We start from the raw sequence: 17,892 nt of genomic DNA, 5'->3' as shown, positions 1-17,892 counted from the left end.
CGGGTAGCTCGACTCGACGTGCCGGGTTGTCCCGGATCAACCCTTCGCGGACCGCGCCGGTCAGCGCCGCCCGCAGCGTGGTGTGCACGTGCTGCAGAGTGCAGGCGGACTGGAGTTGTCCGGCACGGTTGCGGGTGGTTGCGATCGCGGCGAAGGCGGCGTTGAGCTGCCGCGAGGTCAACTCACCGAGGATCAGCTGCCCGATGTGCGGGATGAGGAACTGCTCGACGTGGTGGGTGTAGTGCATGCGTGTGGTCGGTCGTATCCGGGTCTTGGTCGACAGCCAGTACCGCAACCAGCGGGTGACCGTCCACGACCGGCCGGCCTGCTCCTCCCGGGACAGCGGCAGCAACTCGTCGCGGGCCCGGCGGGCCGCCGCCTGTGACGGGTAACCGCCCCGGCGTATCCGCTCGGCTTGGCCGAGCAGGTTGCGGGTGGAGCAGTGGAAGTACCAACTGCCGTGCTCACGCTCCGACAACCGCGGGCACGAACTACCCCGGCGGCGGCCCGTCGCCGTGTCGAGGCACCCGCACCGCTTCCCGATGACGCCCCGACTGTTCATGGTCTCTCCCTTCACCTGGTGTGGGCTCATCGTCGCGACACCGTGGATGACGAGGGACGCTTTCGATCTCAATGTTCGGCATCCGCCGAGTAGAGATGAAATGGGCTGAAAGGCGCCTGCCGCAGATCGATGTCCGGGACCGTCGAACGGTTCGCTACCGAACCGGCCCGTTGCAAGGCCGTGCACACGCTGTCCGTCGGTGGGCGAAGAACGTGCGTGACCATTCCGGGATGGTGGACTTGTCGAAACCGACCGTCAGTTCGCACATGGCGACACGCCTCGACGGTTGCCCGCCGTGGTGCGTCGAGATCCACGCCGCGCCAGCGGTGAGTGCTGGTCCGGGCGGGCGGACCCGGCGGCACTCCCGGACGGTCATGGAAACCCCCGAGAGTGAGGCCGGCGGGCCAGCAGTGGAGATCCGCGCACTGGAGCACCTTGACCGGCCCGAGGAGAGCGCACCCGCGGCGGTGCTCGTGTTCGCCCGGGAGCCGCTCAACCTCGCCGACGCCGGCTACCTCGCTACCTCCATCCGCACGGCGGTCACATTGGCCCGCCAGACGCACCGGCCGTACTGGATGAAGCGGGCGTGTCCGTCCTGGTGCAACGCGACCCACCTCGACGGCGACCACCTCGATGACCGACTCCACTGGCCAGACGACTCACCACCGGTGCTGCTGTCGCTGCATGACGCGGTGAGCACGGCCGGTGAGTCGTGCTGCGGTCAGGCGTACCGGCCGCCGCAGCTGGAGATCGACCTGGAACAGCACGCCGACGCGGTCGAGCCGGTGGTGAAGTTCGTGATCGAGGGCGCCACGGCGGTATTGCGTCTCACCCTCGACGAGGCCGAGCAGGTCCGGACGGCCGTCGACCGAGTGGTGACCATGGCGAACAACGCAGACAGCCAACCGCCGAGGCCCCCCAAGCCCCGGCGATTCCGGTACCGGACCGGCCCAGCCTCGACCCGGCCCTGGTCGACCGAGTGATTGACGACGAAGGCCTGACCGCCGCGCAGAAGATCAGCGTGCTTCGCGGTGCGATCGCCGCCCGCATGACCGAACAGGGCCTGAGCGTCCCTGAGCAGGCCGCGCGGTTGCACTGCACCGAGGAGCAGGCAATGGACGCGGTGGTGGACCTCGCGATGTGGTCGCACGCCGGCTACCTGCTCCCACCCGCGCGGCCCTCCGATCCGGAATGCCCGGCGTGGTGCACCGGGAACTGCCGCGCCGACGACGGCGTCCGTCTACACGACCGGCACGTGGCCACCGTGTATGGGCAACACAGCGACGACGCCAACGACATCAAGGTGGCCACCGTCGACCTTGCCGCGTTCAACTCGCCCGACGGATACGACGAGCCACCTTCGGTGACGCTGGCCATCGACAACCCGGAACCGCGCACCGCCGACATCACCACGACCGACGGGATGGACCACGGCACGGTCCGGAGCCTGGCCGCGTCGCTGCTGTCGGGCTGCTGGGACCGCACGGCAATGCGCCTCACCCCGCAGAAGGCGGCGGAACTCGGAGCGTCACTGATCGCCGCATCCCGCGCCGCCTACAACAACGTGCCAGTCGATGCCTAACCACGGCGAGGACTTGGAGTCCGGCGCGCTGTTACCGGAGACGCTGCCTTTGACCGATCGCCAACCAACCCCATCCTGCTGGGGAACGCGATCTGATCGAGACATGTGTCAGCGGTTTCCGGCAGACTCGGCGGTGCTAGCATAGATGGTCGACGTGGTTGGCGGTCATGGGGATCACAGGCGAACGGATCAGGGCGGCGCTGGAATCGAACCCGACCCTGATGCTACTCAAGGCGTACTCGAGAGACTGGGTGCTGCCGCTGTTCGCTGAGCATCTTGATCAGGTTGACGGGTCGGTGTCTGCCGAGTGGTTCCACGAGCGGGTCGCCGAGGCGCGCGAGCAGGTCCCCGGGTGGCAGGGCAACCTCACACCGGCAGAACACTGCCGTGACTGGGTCGACAAGCGGTGGCTGGAGACCGAGACGCTCAACGGACGTCTGAGGTATCGCTTGTCGCCCTACTCGCTACGAGCGCTGCGGATCGTCCGTGAGCTTGTCGAGGGAGAGACAACGGTCAGCGGTGCCCGTCTCGGCTCCATCACCCACGCCGTACGGCTCTTGGCCGACATGACGAACCCGGACCGAGACGTTCAAGTGCGGCGCATCGACCAGCAGATCGCCGAGCTGCGCAAGAGGCGCCAGGACATCGCTTCCGGTCGGGTGCGACTGGCGACTCTGGAGGAGATGAAGCAGCAGCTGCGCGAGATCCTCGCGATGACCCGGTCCTTGCCGGCCGACTTCCGGCAGCTGCGCACGATGGTGGAAGAACGTCACCAGGAGGTCGCGCGGCGGGCGATGGTGCAGGGACCGCGCAAGGCGGACCTGGTCGAGGACTACCTGCGCGAGAACGACCTACTGGCGAAGACGAGCCAGGGCACGGCATACCTCGGGTTCTCTAGGCTGCTCTCATCGCGGCAAACCGAACAATTGCGCGCCGACATCGACCAGATCTTGGCGCAGGAGTTCGCGCGTGAGCACGTGACGGCCACGCAACGTGAAGAGCTCGACGGCATGCTGTCGGCCCTTCTCGCCGCGGAACTGGACGTGCAAAGCAGTTACGTGCGCTGGTCGGCGTCGCTGCGTCGGTTCCTCACACGGGTCGCCCACGGCCGCCATCAGCGGCTACTCAGCCTCGCCGACCGTGCTCTGCACGCCGGTGGCGCCTGGGTGCAGGCCGAGCCAGGCCAGCGGTATGTGCCCCAAGACGTGCTCGGCGTCGGCCCCCTCGCCATCACCGACATCTCGCAAACTCAGCTCTGGCGCGACCAGGGACCGCAGCAAGTCGTTGTCGAAGTCACCGAACAGCGCGCCACGCTGCCCACCGCCGACCGAGCCGCCCTGCGGCTGGCCGCCGGCACGAGCCCGCGTGCTGTCGGACGAACCATCAACAGGCTGCTCGCCAGCCGACCGGTGGTGACCGGCGCGGAGGTGTTCGACGCCACTGCGCCGGAATTCCAGCGCCTGGGCACCCTGGTGAGCCTGCTCGACCTCGCCGTCACGCATGGGCAGGTCGACATCAGCCTCGTGGAGACGGTGCGGTTGTCCGGTGATCGGGCAGCCGCACTGATGGCCACACTGCCTGCCCTCGTCTTCGACGAGCCCGTGCCGACCAAGGAGGTGCCATGAGCCACGGCATTATTGTCCTCGACGACTCGACGTCCGACGACGACCCGGACAAGTACGGCTTCGAGGGCGACGAGCCGGACGGCCCCGGTGGGTCGCGCCTACCGACCGCGGCTCGGCGGGCGCTGGCGACGCTGCTGAACAACCGATTCATCACCCGGAGCCGACACCGAGGGGCGTGGGAGGCGGTGCTGGCGTACGAGAACGAGATCCGAGAGCGTCTCGCCGACATGTACCTGCTCTTGACCGTGGACAGGGATTACGAGGTGGCGTTCAAACGTCAGGACCCGGCCGAGGACGCGCCGAAGATGCTGCGCCGCGACAAACCGCTGCACCGTGACGCGTCCCTGCTGCTGATCCATCTGCGGAAGGAGCACACGTACACCGACGCCACCGACGACCCAGTCGTGATCACCCGAGTCCAGGTGGCCGAATTCCTGCGCCCGTTTCGGGAGGACGGCGATGGCGACGAGGCCAAATTTGAGCGCCGCGTGGACGCGGCCATCCGTGCGGTGACCGACCTGAAGCTGCTGACGGCGGACCCGGACGCCGACTACCTGTTCACCGTCTCACCCGCCATCGTGCCGCTGATCGGCGCCGACGAGGTCATGCGCATGGAGCGGTACTTCATCGACGCGGCCCGCACAGCGGGCGCAACCGATGAGAGGGACAACGCGGAGAACGGCGAGGATCCCGCATGACCACCACCGCGCCCCGCATCGCTGTCAACGAGGACTCCGCCGGAGAGCACGACGCGGCGCAGTTCCGCATCAGCATGGTGCAGATCCTCAACTGGGGCGCGTACTCGGGTCTGCAGAGCATGACCGTGGCGCGGTCGGGGACCGCGATCGTCGGCCCTTCCGGGCGTGGCAAGTCCACGCTGCTGGACGCCGTGGCCTCGGTGATCCTGCCGAACCCGCAGGAGTTCAACCAGGCCGCCCGCGACGACCGCGGCAAGAAGCGTGAGCGGACCGTCTACTCGTACGCCCGTGGACACACCGACCAGAGAAGGGACGACAACCGGCGCTCCGCGACGACGAACTATCTGCGACCGCCCGGCGGCCCAGGCTTCCCCAGCGGCGCGGCGATTACGTGGGAAACCCGAGACGGGCGACGCGTCACCTCGTTCCGGTTGGCGTGGGTCGGCCCGGACGCCGACGGACCGGAGGCGATCAACGCCGCCACCGTCTACGGGTTCGTCAACGACTGCTTCGACCTGACTCAACTGCAGGGGCTCACCGCCGTCCGGCAGGGAGCGTCCCCGCTGTCCAAGACCTCCCTGGAACGTCTCATCGAGCAGGACCGCGGTGACGTCGTGGACCCCTCACAGGCACGGGTGCACGCCAAGATGCGCACCGTCATGGGGATGGGCTCCACCGACGAGTCGCAACGCCTGGCCATGCAGCTGCTGAGGCGCGCCCAGGCGTCCAAGGGCATCTTCTCCATTAACGCCCTGTTCAAAGAGTTCGTGCTCACCGAACCGCTCGCGCTGACCCGGTGGGATGTCGCACTCGAGGCGTACCGCGAGGCGTCCCGGCTGTACGAGGAGTTCGAGTCAGCACGGCGCCGCACCGACACCCTCGCGCCTCTTCCCACAATCGCAGACAAGTACCGTGTCGCCGGCACCGACTTTGTCGCCAAGAGCCGGCTGCTTAGAAGTGACGGGCAGGGCCCTGCACGCATCGATGTGTGGCACGCCGAGAAGGTGGCCGAGTGGGCTGACGCGGCCATTGACGACAACCGCCTCGCCAAGGCGGAGACAGACGAGGAGCACGCGACCGCCGTCAGGCTCGCCGAAGAGGCCGATCGGCGGGAGAAGGACACGCTGAACCAGCTCATGGCGGCTGGCGGCGACCGTTCGACACTCATCACGGTGCAACTGGAGCACGCGCGGGAGGTGCTCGACCGAGTCGACGCAGAGCGGCGCCGATTCGACAGCCGCCTGGCAGTCTTCGAACTGCCGCTGCCCACCTCGCCAGGCGACGTGACGCTGACACATGTCAGCCTCGATCACCTCCTCGCGCAGGAGGAGAAAGCGCTCAAGGCCGCCGCCGAGGCGGTCACGAAGGCTGCGGGGAAGCTCTGGCAGCTGCGCAAGGACGACGAGGACAAGAAGCGCGAGGTAGCCGGTTTGCGGGCACGACGCAGCCTCATCCCTGAGGACGCTGACGCGCGCCGTAACCGGATCGCATCCGACCTCGGCCTGGACAAGGATCGGCTTCGGTACGCTGGCGAGCTGCTGCAGCTCAAACCCGAGCATCGGCGCTGGGAGAAGGCTGTCATCGGCCTTTTGCTGCCATTGTCGAGCACTCTGTTGGTCGACAGCCGCGACTTCGCACGAGTGCGCCGGTACGTGCACGACCACGACATGGGAGGCTTGACCACCCTTGCGCCGGCCGACTCCAACGCGCCAAGCCACACTCCGAAAGACGGTAGCGTCCCGGCCCTGCTTGACATCGCCGATCACCCCTTCCACGGGTGGCTCGCCGGTGAACTACACGACACCGTCAACTACTACTGTGTGGAGACCGACGCGGAGTTGGACAACCCGCGCCCTGAGTGGGCTCGCGGAGCGATCACTCCCGCCGGCATGCGCACGGCCGCCCGGAAACGATTTACCAAGGACGACCGTCGCCTGCGCTACCCCTGGCTCGGCTGGGACACCCGAGCACTGCTGCAAGAGCTGGGCGACGAACTCGAGTCGATCCGGCGGGAGCTCCGGCTCGCCGAGCTGGCGTCGGGTGAGGCAGACCAGCAAAGCCAGCTGGCTCGTGGCCGATCACGTGAGCTGGCAGCACTGCGCGCAGACCTGACCTGGGAGCGGATCGACTCAAGCGCGGCCCACGGCCGGGTGAAGGAACTCGAGACCCAGCTCGGCCAAGCCAATTCTCCCGAAGTCGCGCATCTGTCGGACCTGCTGAGCAGGCAGCGTGACGCGACAATCACGGCGAGCGGCGAGGTCAGACGACTCGAGGACAAGCAGAGGGAGCTCGACAAGGAGTGGGGTGATCTCGTCAGCGCGGTAGACGAGGCGAAGGATCGCGTCGAGGCAGCCCCGCCCCTGACTAACGACGAGCACGCCACGCTGGCCGCGACCCCGTTCGCCGCGCCCGCCGGCACCGCCGCAATCATGCAGAGTTTGAGGACGGCCGTCGAGCACCTGAGCGGCCAGATCGAACGACACAGGAGCGACCGAGAGAAACACGAGGCGGCCGTCGTCGGCTACATCGCCGCGTACCGCAACCTGGACGAGCGGACCGCCCGGGAGACAGACGGCACGATCGACTCCCTGCCGTCGGTGCTGGCGATCTATGAGCAACTCGTGACCGACGACCTGCCCCGCGCGAAGGACGCATGGCTGGCGAAGGTCGATGAGGACATGAATCGGCAGCTGCGCGGGCTGCTCGTGCAGATCGACGACGACACCCGGGCCATCAAGCGAGGGCTCGACCCGATTAACAACGTGCTGCGCCACGTGCGGTTCCGCGCTGACGCAACGCTGAGCATCGAGTCTGTCGAGCGCCCGAGCAGCGACCTGAAAGACTTCCGTCAGATCATCACCCAGTACACCAGCAACACGATCGGACTGGACGCGAAGCGCAACGCCGAGCAGGTGGAGAAGTCCTTCACCCGACTACGCAAACACCTTGCGAAACTCGACGACCCATCGAGAGCAGGAGAGGCTTGGCGGCGGCGCGTTTTCGACGCCCGCGAACACGTCGAGTTCCAGGCCATCGAAACCCGCCCCGACGGCATCAAGGTCGTGCACGACGGTGTCTCGGGGATGAGCGGTGGCGAAGGGCAAGAGCTGATCGCGTTCATCCTCGGCGCTGCCCTACGGTTCCGCCTCGGCGAAGGCCACGAAGGCCCGCCCGCCTACGCGTCGGTCATCCTCGACGAAGGGTTCGTCAAGGCCGACAGCGACTACACCGGCCGGGCCCTATCCGCCCTGCAGGCCCTGGGCTTCCAGCTGATCGTCGGCGCACCCCGCGAGAAGGCAACCGCCTTCGAGGACTACGTAGAATCCGTCGCCTACATCAACATCGACGTCCACGACCCTACGCGCGTGCGCATCTACCCCATGACAATGCAGGAGGCGCTACGCCTTGAGGAAGGATAGATTTGATGCGACACCCGGACGAGGTGCTGGAACAGATACGTACCCGATACCGCAAGAATTGGCGCGACTGGCTGCTGCATGCAGGCGAGACTGCCTTCTCGTTTCCTCTTGGTGCGGCGAACGCGCAGGAAATCGCCCGCGAGTCGGACACCGTCGGCCACTGGATACGGGTTTGGCGGAACTGGTCGGGAAAACACCCTGCTGCCCAGCTCCGCACCGCCATCCGGCGCACCGTCATTGGCCCACAGGAGATCATCACTCACCTGGATGTTCCCACGATCGTCGACCTCGTGGCCCTCGATGAGAACCTCAGGGACCACTGGCGGCGGGCCACCGCCCGATGGGCGCGCCTCGTCACCCTACCCGGCGGCCTGGTTACCGAACGGGTACGCCCGCATCTGCCGCAGATCATCGACCTGGACGAAACTGACTTCGACATTCTGATCAAATCTGTCGTCTGGTTTACCGAGAACCCCCGGTCGGGACTAACCATCCGGCAGGTGCCCATCCTGGGAATGCACACCAAGTGGCTCGCCCGCCACCGGCGCCTCATCCTGGCCTGCCTCAACATCATGGAAAATCCGCACGTCAGCAGTGACCAGCCAGACGAGGAGTTGGAACAGCACGATCTGGACCCGCTCGGGCTGAAGGCCCTGCCCGTGCACATTGATGTGATCCTGGCCGACCCCGCCGATCGCGCACGGGTCGGCGGTCTGCGGCACCTGAGAGCCCCACTGCCGGAGATCGACGCGCTACCCATCTGCCCTGACACCGTCATGATCGTGGAAAACAAGGAAACCGCCTACCTCGTCCCCGACCAGCCACGGACCGTCGTCATCCACTCGCTAGGCAACCACCTCAACGTCCTAGACAACATCACCTGGCTGCACCCGGCGCGTCAGCTGTACTGGGGAGACCTTGACCGCGCCGGATTCCTCCTACTGTCACGTGCACGTGCCCGGCTGCCACACCTCGCCTCCGTCCTTATGGACCCTCACACGCTCGAAGAACACAAAGAACTTGCCGTCGAGGACAAGACACAAACCGATCGGCCGCTGCCTAACCTCACCGATACCGAAACCTCGACCCTGGACGCTCTATCCACGGAGCAGGGCGGCCATGTGCGCTTGGAGCAGGAGCGCCTGCCCTCGCCATTCGTCCTCAACCGGCTTGGCCGCACCAGGTAAGTACTCGGTAGCGACAAAGCGCCTTGGAGGTGCGAACTGAGACAAGCTCGCGCAGCCAGCAAGGCAGGCGCCGTCTCAGCCAGCGGGCCCCGCGCTCAGGCAACCCTCCACCATGTCTTACGCGGTCTTCTGTACGGCTCCCGCTCCTCCGTCTCCCGGGCAGCGCCGTGCCGTCACCGCCAAGAGCCGTCGCCGCCGCCCGGCCTGGCGCAGCATGTGGCAGACGGGCCCGACTTCGTCAAGCAGGCCTGGCGCTTGTCGAGGAAATCTCACCGGTGCCGCTCGTCTTACAGTTCCACCCGAGGGAGCAGCCCGAGTGCAATGTTCAACTCCCGGCGCAGTTCAGCAACTTGCGCGGCTGTCAGAGTGACATAGGTGGACTTGTCGCCTGCCAGCACGAGCAGGCTCAGCGCTGGCTCTTGATACGGACTCTGGGTCAAGCTGCACCATATTGACTTGGAGCGCCCAAGGATAACGGACGAAAGGTTGCGGAGGTGATCGCGTGCGCCGTCGATGTGGCCAGATTGGCACCAAGGCGGGCAGACTAATCCATAGCGTGTTCGGTAGGTTCGCCGTGCGCGGCGCGTAATGGCCGCCTTTCGGGCCGCTCGCTGTCGAGGGGTCGGAAGGCTCGTGACAGTCGCGAAAGTGCCGGTTCTTTTCATGCTTGGGATAACGCCTAGATGCAATACCAGTTACTTAGGTGTCTTCGCCTGCCGTTTGGTGCGTGCGGGTTTGGTGGCGGCGACGATGGTGATGGCCGGGTGGGATGGTTCGGGTGGGTTGTAGTGCTCGGCGCGTTTGAGTGCCCAGTTGGACATCTTGCGTTTGATGACGCGGGGGTTGGTGCGCCGGCGGCGTGGTGGCAGGAGCCGTTCGCGGATCTCAGCCAGCGTTGTGGTGATCGCGCGGGCGAGTCTGCTGGGGGGAAAAGGCCGCCTGGGCGGTGACCTGGCGGCGGACGATGTTGAGGGTACGGGTGAACGACATCCGGTCGGGGTCGTGCTCGACTCTGGCAGCGGCGTGGTGCATCAGCGACCGGATCGCGTGGTGCGACAGCAGCAGTCCGTAGAGTTCCTGTTCGACGCCGAGGGGATGCTGTGACCGTAGGACCATGCCGGGACCGCCCTGGTGGGTCTTGAGTTCGTCGAGGGTCGACTCGACCTCCCACCGCTGGGCATAGAGCGCGGCGACCTCGTCAGCAGGCGCCATGGTGTGGTCCAGGATCGTGGTGATCAGCCGGTAGACGGTGTCACTGCCGTCGATCGTGTACTCCACGACCCGCACGGTGATCGCATGCTGGCGGCGGTAGTGGTCGGCGGTCGAGGCGATGTTCGACAGGTATGAGCCGTCGGGAAGCTGCGCGTCAACGGGCAGCCGGGACGAGGCTCTGGTCCGCCACAACAGGTCCGCGCCCGTCGCGCGGGCGGCCTGCCACAAGTCGTAGCCGGGGAAGCCGCGGTCGGCCAGCAGCAGCATCCCCGGTGACAATGCCGGCAGCAGGTCCAGGGTCAGGACCCGTTCGTGCGTGGCCAGCGGCCCGATCGCTGCGGCGAACACGGCGTGGGTGCCGCACTCGACCAGCACCGCCATCCTGGCCTGCGGATACGCGGCCCTCCCGTCACCACGGGCCGACCCCGGACGCCCGAAGTGGTCCACGTTGGAGTCGGTGTCGGGGATGTCGAACGTGGTGCCGTCCACCGCGACCAGCCGCCACCGCCGGTAGAACGCCCCCACCGTCTCGGCGGTCGCTACCGGCCGGCAGACCCGGTCGAACAACACCCGAAACGGTTCGACGCCCACCCTCGCCCGGGCCTTCCAGATCGCCGCGCTGGTCGGCACCCGCCACGCCCCCTGCCATCGGCGCTGACCGGGCAGACCCTGCGTCAGCAGCCGAAGCACCTCCTCGTAGCCCTGCCCGAAGAACAGACACATCGCCAGAACGAAGTACACGACCACCCGAGACCACAGTGGCGGCCTGGCCGATCCAGGCGTCCAACGGTGCCATCCCGAAGGTCATCTGGAACGTCGCGTCCACACTCGCGGCCGCCGACCCGCAGGGCATCCCACGCGACGGGCCGCTCGAGTTCCGCGGCCAGTACAACAACGTCGGGGAACCGCCCATCCGGATCACCTTCGACCGCAACCTCGCCAGCGCCGACATCGCCCAGGTCGGTCCCGGAGCGGTCAACCTCATCACCGGCAACTACCAGCTCGGACAATCCGACGTGTCAGTAGGTGGCCTGTCGGTCGCCCGCACCTTCAACACCCGGCAGGCCGGCGGGATCGACCCGCTGTTCGGACCCGGCTGGGTCTCTGGGGTCATGGCCACCAGCGCGGATGCCCCGTTCATTAAGCTCACCACCTACGACAGCCTCGTCCAGGTCTCCCTGCCCGACGGGTCGACCCTAGGGTTCACCAAGGTCGACAGCACCGGGGCGACCTACCAGCCCCAGGTCGGCGCCGAAAAGTACGCCCTGACCTACGACTCGGCGACCAACAGCTTCCAGCTGACCGACGACGGGGGCAACACCGCCACCTTCACCCGAGGGACCACCGACCCCACCGGGGTCTACACCCCGACCTCGGTCAGCACGCCCGGCTCCGGGAACACCTCGACCTACTCGTGGGAGAAGGTCACCCTCGGCACCCAGGACGTGATGCGCCCCACGCGCCTACTCGCCCCCGTGCCTTCCGGAGTCACCTGCACCACTCTCGTACGGGGCTGCCGGGCGCTGACGTTCACCTACGCCACCGCGACGACGGCTACCGGCACCGCAGCCAACACCTGGGGTGACTACCTCGGCCGAGTCAAGGATGTCTCGTACACCGCGTGGGACCCGGACCTGCCCACCCCCGCGATGCGCACGGTCGTCCTAGCCCGCTACACCTACGACAGCACCGGCCGGCTACGGGCCACCTGGGATCCACGTCTGGACTACACCGACGGCAGCAGCAGCCACTCCCTACGCACCACCTACGACTACGACACCGACGGCACCGTCACCACGATGACGCCACCCGCACAGGAACCATGGCAGTTCACCTACACCACCCTGCCCGACGACCCCGGCAAGGGCAGGCTCCACAAGGTCACCCGCTCGGCACTCGCCGCCGGCACCGCCGTGGAAAGCGTCGTCTACCGAATCCCGACCACGGGCAGCGGCGCCCCATACGACCTGTCCGGAACCCAAACCGCGCGGTGGGGCCAAACCGAACCACCAACCGACGCGACCGCCGTCTTCCCGGCCACCCAGGTCCCCACCGGCAATCCCGCCACCGGCACCCTACCCACCTCGTACGAGCGGGCAACCGTAACCTACCTCGACGCCAACGCCCGCACGGTCAACACCGCCCAGCCGGGCGGTTACATCAGCACCAGGAATGGCTGAGAGCTGCCCTGGTCTGGCGTATACGAGTGAGCAGGATGAGCTTGGCCAACCGCGCAACACTGCTGATGTCGGCGCACGCCGGTATGGCTGGCTAGGGTCAGCAAGTAGGGCAGCCGACACACCGAACGGAACAGCTTTGATGGGCGCGCGGGTTTACAACCCTACGACCGGCCGCTTCCTTCAGGTGGACCCGATTTACGGCGGCAACGCCAACAGTTACGAATACTGCTCAGGCGATTCTGTTAACTGCACGGACACCTCCGGCAAGGTGTCCTGCTCGAAATGGTACTCAAGATACTATAGATGGAGCTGGGAATATGCATTTCGATGCACGTTCTCGCACTGGGAGACGAAATTTATCCTTGATTTTGTCGGCCTGGCCACTGCGGTAATCGGTGGCGCCCTTGGCGGGCTTATTGGATACGCGGTCGGCGGGCCGTTTGGCCCCATTGTCGGTGGCGTACTCGGTGCCATTATTTCCTGGCTTGCTGGGACATTTGTGCCAAGACTTTACGAATATTTCTGTCGCCGACAGAATGGGGTGTACGTGTACATGGGTGTCGGCTTCCTTGGGAGAACATACATACCGTTTTCTGGCTGGGGCTTCCCAGTCTGTCGGTAGACAGAGAGGCTGTGATGGGAACGACAGTCGCGTACGTAATGGTTGCGGGCGGCATTCTAATGATCGTGCTCGGCGGCTGGCTCTGGAGGCAGAGAAGGTCTACAGGCCGCCTGCTCCGGACGACGGTTCGGGTGTCGGTCCGCGATGTAAGCCTGCTGATCTGCGCGACCGGCGCTGCTGCCATTATCTCGCAACTCCCAGTGGCTCTCGGGATGGACGCTGGCACGAAACTACTGATGTGGTTCGCCTCACTCCCTTTCTTGGTCACCGCATTATGGCTAGTGTTTCGCATTGTCTCGATTTCAGTTCACGGCCACGACGGTAACGACGATGTTCAGTCTCAACCACCACACAGGCCCGTAGACCAATGAGTATTCGGTCGGGCCGGGACGAAATGCGTCCCGGCCCGACCACCGAGCCTGGGAACAGGATGAACGTCATCATCCCCTCGTACCCGATGACCGAAAGCAGCCGGAGGGTAGCGGGTGGGCAGGATAAAGGATCAATCGGGCTGGGACGGGAGGCTGCTCTTGGCGAGCAGCAGGCGCGATATGCCGGCCCGTCAGGACGACTCACCGCCCCGGCGCCGTCAGGCAGCCGGGGCGTACCGGCGGGCCGGCTCACCGCGCGCCAGCGCCTTGATCCCGTAGAGGGGTCTGGCGAACAACGCCCCGCCTCGGTTCGCATGTTCCTACTGGTTCGCACGTTCGGCGTCGGGTGCGTGGTGGTCACTGGTCGCGTCCGCCTGGTCGGCGTTGTGGTGTTTCGGCAACCAGCCTTGGTGCTCGTAACGTCGCACCCGCCCCCGGGTGGAGGAGAATCCCTGTAGGGGAGTCGGGTTCGTCTGGAGCGAACCCCAGGTGCCCGCCATGGCGGAAGTCCGGGCAGGCCGGGCGGTCTCACTCCGCTGTTCTGGACTCACGTTGCCCCTGCGGCAGAGATCACGGGCTGTGATGGACGGAGCTCACTCACCCTTCAAGATCAGTTCTGGCGGCGGTGCTGTGTCCGGTTGCGTGCTCTCGGTGGCTGGTGGTTGGGGGGAAGGCTTCGGCGCACCGTCCGTTCGGTCTTGCCGATCCTTTTCGCAATGTCGCGGTATTCCATGTGCGGATCAACACGCAGCCAGTACGCGACGGCGGCGGCTGTCTTGACCGGCGCATCTGGTGCATTGGCTCGATCGCCTGCCGCCGGCAGCTGATCAGAGTCGCCGTCCATGCTGTGGGAATGGGTGGCTTCCGGTGTGTCGGGGCTCATTGGCGTCGAGGTGTCGGGCACCGGCCCCGGGTTCGGCGATGAGGTCGGGGCCGGGGTCGGTTGATCGTTGATGCGCTTGTCTTCTGGCCCGGCGGACAGCTGGTCGACGTCGTTGCTGTCAGCGCGGGCTCGAGGATCGGGTCGGGCTTTGGTGACAACTGGTTCGGTGGGCGGTTCGTCTTCCGGGGCTGCGGGGGCGGGCCGCAGTGGCTCCTCTTTGGGTGGAGGGTGCTCGGATCCGAGCCGTTGAGCCCGTGTTCCGCGTCGGCTGAAGCGCCACTTCCCCCACTCAGCGTTGACCGCGATGCGGGCTGGTGCGAGGTCGGCGGCGATGAGGTTGGTGAGGGCGTCGTAGTCGGCGGTCGCGGCCAGGCGGGCGGCGATCTGTTCGAGGTCGTAGACGTGCAGGGCGATCGTGGCCGTGGTGGGATCGACCGCGGCTTTGATCTTGCGTCGCAGGATTTTGGCGATCGCGGCGTCGCGGTGTTCCCGGCGCATCACCGTCCGGGCGGCGTGCAGTGATCCGTAGAGACCGAGCCCGGGGTCGGCTTTGGCCATGGATCGGGCCCGCCAGGTGATCAGGGGGTGACGCAGCCAGTGGCCGACCTCGTACGCGGGGCTGGTCGCCGGTAGCGCGCCTGTGGCGCGGAGCCGGTCCCGGCGGACGTTCTCGGCGTGGGTCAACCAGACCAGGTAGCCCAGGGCTGACATGCCCGCGAAGAACCCACCGAGCAGGTGATTGTCGTGGGCCAGCCAGTTGAACGCCACCGCGCCGGCCGCGATGGCGGCCGACAGGATTCGGGAGGCGATGGCGCGTTCACCCAACCGGCGGCGCACGTCGGCGTTGGCCATCACCACGACGCCACCGAGTTCCAGTGCGGCGACGGCGGGGATCGCGATGAGCAGATGGATGTCGAGTTCCTGCGTCGCGCCGGTGACCTGGCCGGTGAGCGCGACGATCAGCACGACGAGGTAGAAGACGGTCCGCATCCGCGCGGCCCGCCGCACGGCCTGCTCCAGGTCCGTGTCGAGCTCACCTGCGGTCGGTCGGGTGACGGGCTGGACGGGGGGCTATCCGTCCGGGCGATGACGCTTCGACAGGCGCCGGCCAGGGGTTGCCGTTGGCGCGTGTCTGGTCCGCGTGGGTGCTGGTCATCGGACGGTCCTGCGTGCTCCGGTGGCGTGTGAGCCGCGTTGTAGTCGGTTGATCAGGGTGTCGGCGAGGGTGTTGGTGTCGTCGCTGACGTCGGTGTCGATCTCGTCGAGTGCGCGGGCGAGTTGGCGGCGCAGGTCGCGGATCGCGGTGGCGTCGCCGAGGGCGGCGTGGGCGCGCATCGCCGCCTGGTACAGCGCTTCGGCGTAGGGGCTGTGGCCGATCGCGGTGGTGAGCACGGCGAGTGCCTCGGCGGGTTGGTCGTCGAGCGCGTCGGCCAGGGCGAGGGCGGCGTCGGTCGCCTGCCGCTGGGTGGCCTCCCGGTACGGTTCGATCCACTCGTAGCCTTTGCCGGCGGCGAGGGGGCCCTGGTAGGCGTCAACGGCGCGGCGTAGGGCGGTGATCCGGTCGGCGGTGTTCGTGGCGCGGTTCGCGTCGGTGAGCGCGTCGCCCATCCGCCACAGGTCCACGTCGACTGTGCCGCGGTGCAGGATGTAGCGCCGGTCGGGGTGGGACAGGTAGGTGGCGGGGCCGCCGGTGGCCTTCAGGACGCGACGCAGGTTGTAGACGTAGGTGTGCAGCCGGTGCGGTGCCTTGCTCGTCGCCGCTTCCGGCAGCAGGTCCTCCAGGATCGCCTCCTGACTTGCGGTACCGCCTCGTACGGCGAGGTAGACCAGCAGTTCCAGTGCCTTGCCTCGCAGCGGTTGGGTCGTGTCGATGTCGATGACTCGGGCGTCGCCGAGTACCCGCACCTCAACCCGTCCCGGCTTGCCGTCGACGGCCGGTTGGTGGTTCGTGCCGTCTCGTGGTGGGGTGTCCTGCTCGGCAGGGGTGGTCTCGGATGGGCCCGAGTCGGCGGGAGCCGGCTTCACGTCGGCGGTCGTTGGCGTGGTCGCCGGTCGGGGGTACCCGGCCTGATCCCGCACACGGTCGGTCTTTTCGTCGTTGTACGCCGTGCCGTCGTCTGGTGGCTGCGGCGTGGGCGCGACGGATGCGGCTGGTTGAGGGTCACCGGTGTGGGATTCGGCGAGTACCCCCAGCAGATCGGCGGCGTCGGCGGGGCCGATGACGCTCAACCGGCCGACGACCGCGCCGTGGTCGTCGTGGCGGTTGGTGCCGCTGTCGGCGGGGCTGGTGGTCCCGTCGTCGGCGACGACCACGGTGCCCCCATCCGGCCAGACACCGAGCAGTACCCCGTGGATGTCCAAGGGCTGCCCCTGCGCGAGCAGCGCCGCGACACGGGCACGTTCGCCGGTGTCGGCCTCGGCGATGAGCAGCATCGGCGGCAGCGGTCCGGTCAGGGGGTCGGCGTCACGTAGCGCGGCGACGGTGTCCACCTCGTGGTCGACGCACAGGCGGGTACGACGCAGGGCCTCCTCCTCCACGAGCGTCAGGGCGTCGGCCAGCCCGTCGGTGACCACCAGCCGAGGCGTATCCGGCAGCCTGACCGAAGCTCCCAGCAGGGTGTCCAGGGTGGTAGAAGGGATCACGACGTGGCCGCGCTGGTCAGGCTCGTCCGGGCCGCCGGTGGCGAGCCCGGCCAGCAGGAAGCCCCGCGCCGCCGCCCGCGCGCCAGGCCCGGTGACACCCAGCCCCGCAGCAGGTGACAGCTCAGTCAGTCGGCCGGTCCACGCGGGCGTGACCGGGCTCGGGAGCAGCTCGGAGCGGCTGGTGGCGGGCTGCTCGTCCCCGCCGGCCGCAACGGTGGGTCCACCACGGGCGATATCCCCTGCGGTGGATGGCGCCGACGGGGCCAATTGGCGTAGTGCGCGGCGGATACCGGTGACTACCGTGGGCATCGGCCGCAGATCCGGGTCGTCCAGAGGCCGCCAGGCGGTCGGTGGGCGTGGGCGGTACCGGCGACGGCGGTGCGCCCAGACCAACGCGACGGCCGCCACGACCGCGGTGGCCAGCCCGAGATCCATCCAGCCACCACGACCGACCGGGATACCGCAGGGCATGGTCGGCGCGGACGAGGGCTCCACCGTCGGGCGCGGATCCGGTGACCCGACCGTAGGGCTGCTCACCGTCGGTGCGGTAGAAGCCGTCGGCGCCGCGTCGGACCCTTCGGAGTTGCCCTCACCGGTCGTGTTGTCGCTGTTCGGGGCGCTGGTAGCCGGTCCGTGCGAGGTCGTGGGCGGCGCGGGTTGGGGTGTCTTCGGTGACGGTGTCACCGGCCGTGCCGTGCTGGCGGCGGGCAGGTCGAGGGTCCAGCCGGGGTGGATGACGTCCGGGTCGGTGAGGGTTCCGCCGGTGGGGAATCGGGTGCCGCGGTTGAGTGCGAAGATGTCGTCCCAGCGGTCGCTGTCGCCGAGCCGGTGGCGGGCGATCGTGGACAGGGACTCGCCCCGCCGCACCTTGTGGTTGGGCTTCGGGCTGGCCACGGTCCGGTCACCTG

General features: G+C 67.4%; 11 protein-coding genes and 2 pseudogenes. 8 read left to right on the top strand and 5 right to left on the bottom strand.

Annotated features, from left to right (window positions below; translation table 11 throughout):
* A pseudogene (locus tag GSF22_RS16375) lies at positions 1-478 on the bottom strand (N-terminal phage integrase SAM-like domain-containing protein); the annotation flags it as partial.
* Between the two features lie 155 nt (positions 479-633).
* Here GSF22_RS16375 and GSF22_RS16370 point away from each other — a divergent pair.
* The 6 genes from GSF22_RS16370 to GSF22_RS16345 all read left to right on the top strand — a co-directional run bounded on the left by GSF22_RS16370 (position 634) and on the right by GSF22_RS16345 (position 9,073).
* Positions 634-1,545: a hypothetical protein gene (locus GSF22_RS16370; protein ID WP_208814452.1), complete on the top strand. Its 912-nt coding sequence runs from the start codon at positions 634-636 to the stop codon at positions 1,543-1,545.
* Positions 1,542-2,144 (top strand): hypothetical protein, encoded by a 603-nt coding sequence (locus tag GSF22_RS16365; protein WP_208814451.1) that lies wholly within the window; start codon positions 1,542-1,544, stop codon positions 2,142-2,144. The genes GSF22_RS16370 and GSF22_RS16365 overlap by 4 nt, the downstream gene beginning before the upstream one ends.
* Before the next feature lie 167 nt (positions 2,145-2,311).
* Positions 2,312-3,769 (top strand): DUF3375 family protein, encoded by a 1,458-nt coding sequence (locus GSF22_RS16360; RefSeq protein ID WP_208814450.1) that lies wholly within the window; start codon positions 2,312-2,314, stop codon positions 3,767-3,769.
* Positions 3,766-4,467: a DUF4194 domain-containing protein gene (locus GSF22_RS16355; RefSeq protein ID WP_208814449.1), complete on the top strand. Its 702-nt coding sequence runs from the start codon at positions 3,766-3,768 to the stop codon at positions 4,465-4,467. The genes GSF22_RS16360 and GSF22_RS16355 overlap by 4 nt, the downstream gene beginning before the upstream one ends.
* A complete protein-coding gene (locus tag GSF22_RS16350) occupies positions 4,464-7,886 on the top strand; it encodes an ATP-binding protein (RefSeq protein ID WP_208814448.1) in 3,423 nt (1,140 codons plus the stop codon). Before GSF22_RS16355 ends, GSF22_RS16350 begins: the two co-directional genes overlap by 4 nt.
* A 5-nt stretch (positions 7,887-7,891) precedes the next feature.
* Entirely contained in the window at positions 7,892-9,073 is a 1,182-nt protein-coding gene (locus GSF22_RS16345) for a Wadjet anti-phage system protein JetD domain-containing protein (RefSeq protein ID WP_208814447.1), read from the top strand.
* 695 nt (positions 9,074-9,768) lie between these two features.
* On the opposite strand, the gene GSF22_RS35415 is transcribed toward GSF22_RS16345, so the two are convergent.
* Together GSF22_RS35415 and GSF22_RS16340 are read right to left on the bottom strand one after the other, a co-directional pair.
* Entirely contained in the window at positions 9,769-9,894 is a 126-nt protein-coding gene (locus GSF22_RS35415) for a hypothetical protein (protein ID WP_280116880.1), read from the bottom strand.
* A gap of 64 nt (positions 9,895-9,958) precedes the next feature.
* Positions 9,959-11,172, bottom strand: a pseudogene (locus GSF22_RS16340) (IS4 family transposase).
* A gap of 129 nt (positions 11,173-11,301) precedes the next feature.
* Between GSF22_RS16340 and GSF22_RS16335 the strand changes: the two are divergent.
* Positions 11,302-12,465 (top strand): hypothetical protein, encoded by a 1,164-nt coding sequence (locus tag GSF22_RS16335; RefSeq protein WP_439957786.1) that lies wholly within the window; start codon positions 11,302-11,304, stop codon positions 12,463-12,465.
* Positions 12,458-13,087 (top strand): RHS repeat-associated core domain-containing protein, encoded by a 630-nt coding sequence (locus GSF22_RS35990; protein ID WP_368856902.1) that lies wholly within the window; start codon positions 12,458-12,460, stop codon positions 13,085-13,087. The genes GSF22_RS16335 and GSF22_RS35990 overlap by 8 nt, the downstream gene beginning before the upstream one ends.
* 981 nt (positions 13,088-14,068) lie before the next feature.
* Here GSF22_RS35990 and GSF22_RS16325 read toward each other — a convergent pair.
* Positions 14,069-15,349, bottom strand: a complete 1,281-nt coding sequence (locus GSF22_RS16325) for a hypothetical protein (RefSeq protein ID WP_208814443.1) — start codon at positions 15,347-15,349, stop codon at positions 14,069-14,071.
* A gap of 144 nt (positions 15,350-15,493) precedes the next feature.
* On the bottom strand, positions 15,494-17,892 hold a 2,399-nt coding region (locus GSF22_RS16320; protein ID WP_208814442.1), incomplete at its 5' end, for a BTAD domain-containing putative transcriptional regulator.

Origin of the sequence: Micromonospora echinofusca (assembly GCF_017614955.1) — a bacterium.
Classification (GTDB): Bacteria; Actinomycetota; Actinomycetes; order Mycobacteriales; family Micromonosporaceae; genus Micromonospora; species Micromonospora echinofusca_A.
Note: the sequence above shows the minus strand (reverse complement) of the source record. Positions and strands in the feature narration are given on the sequence as shown.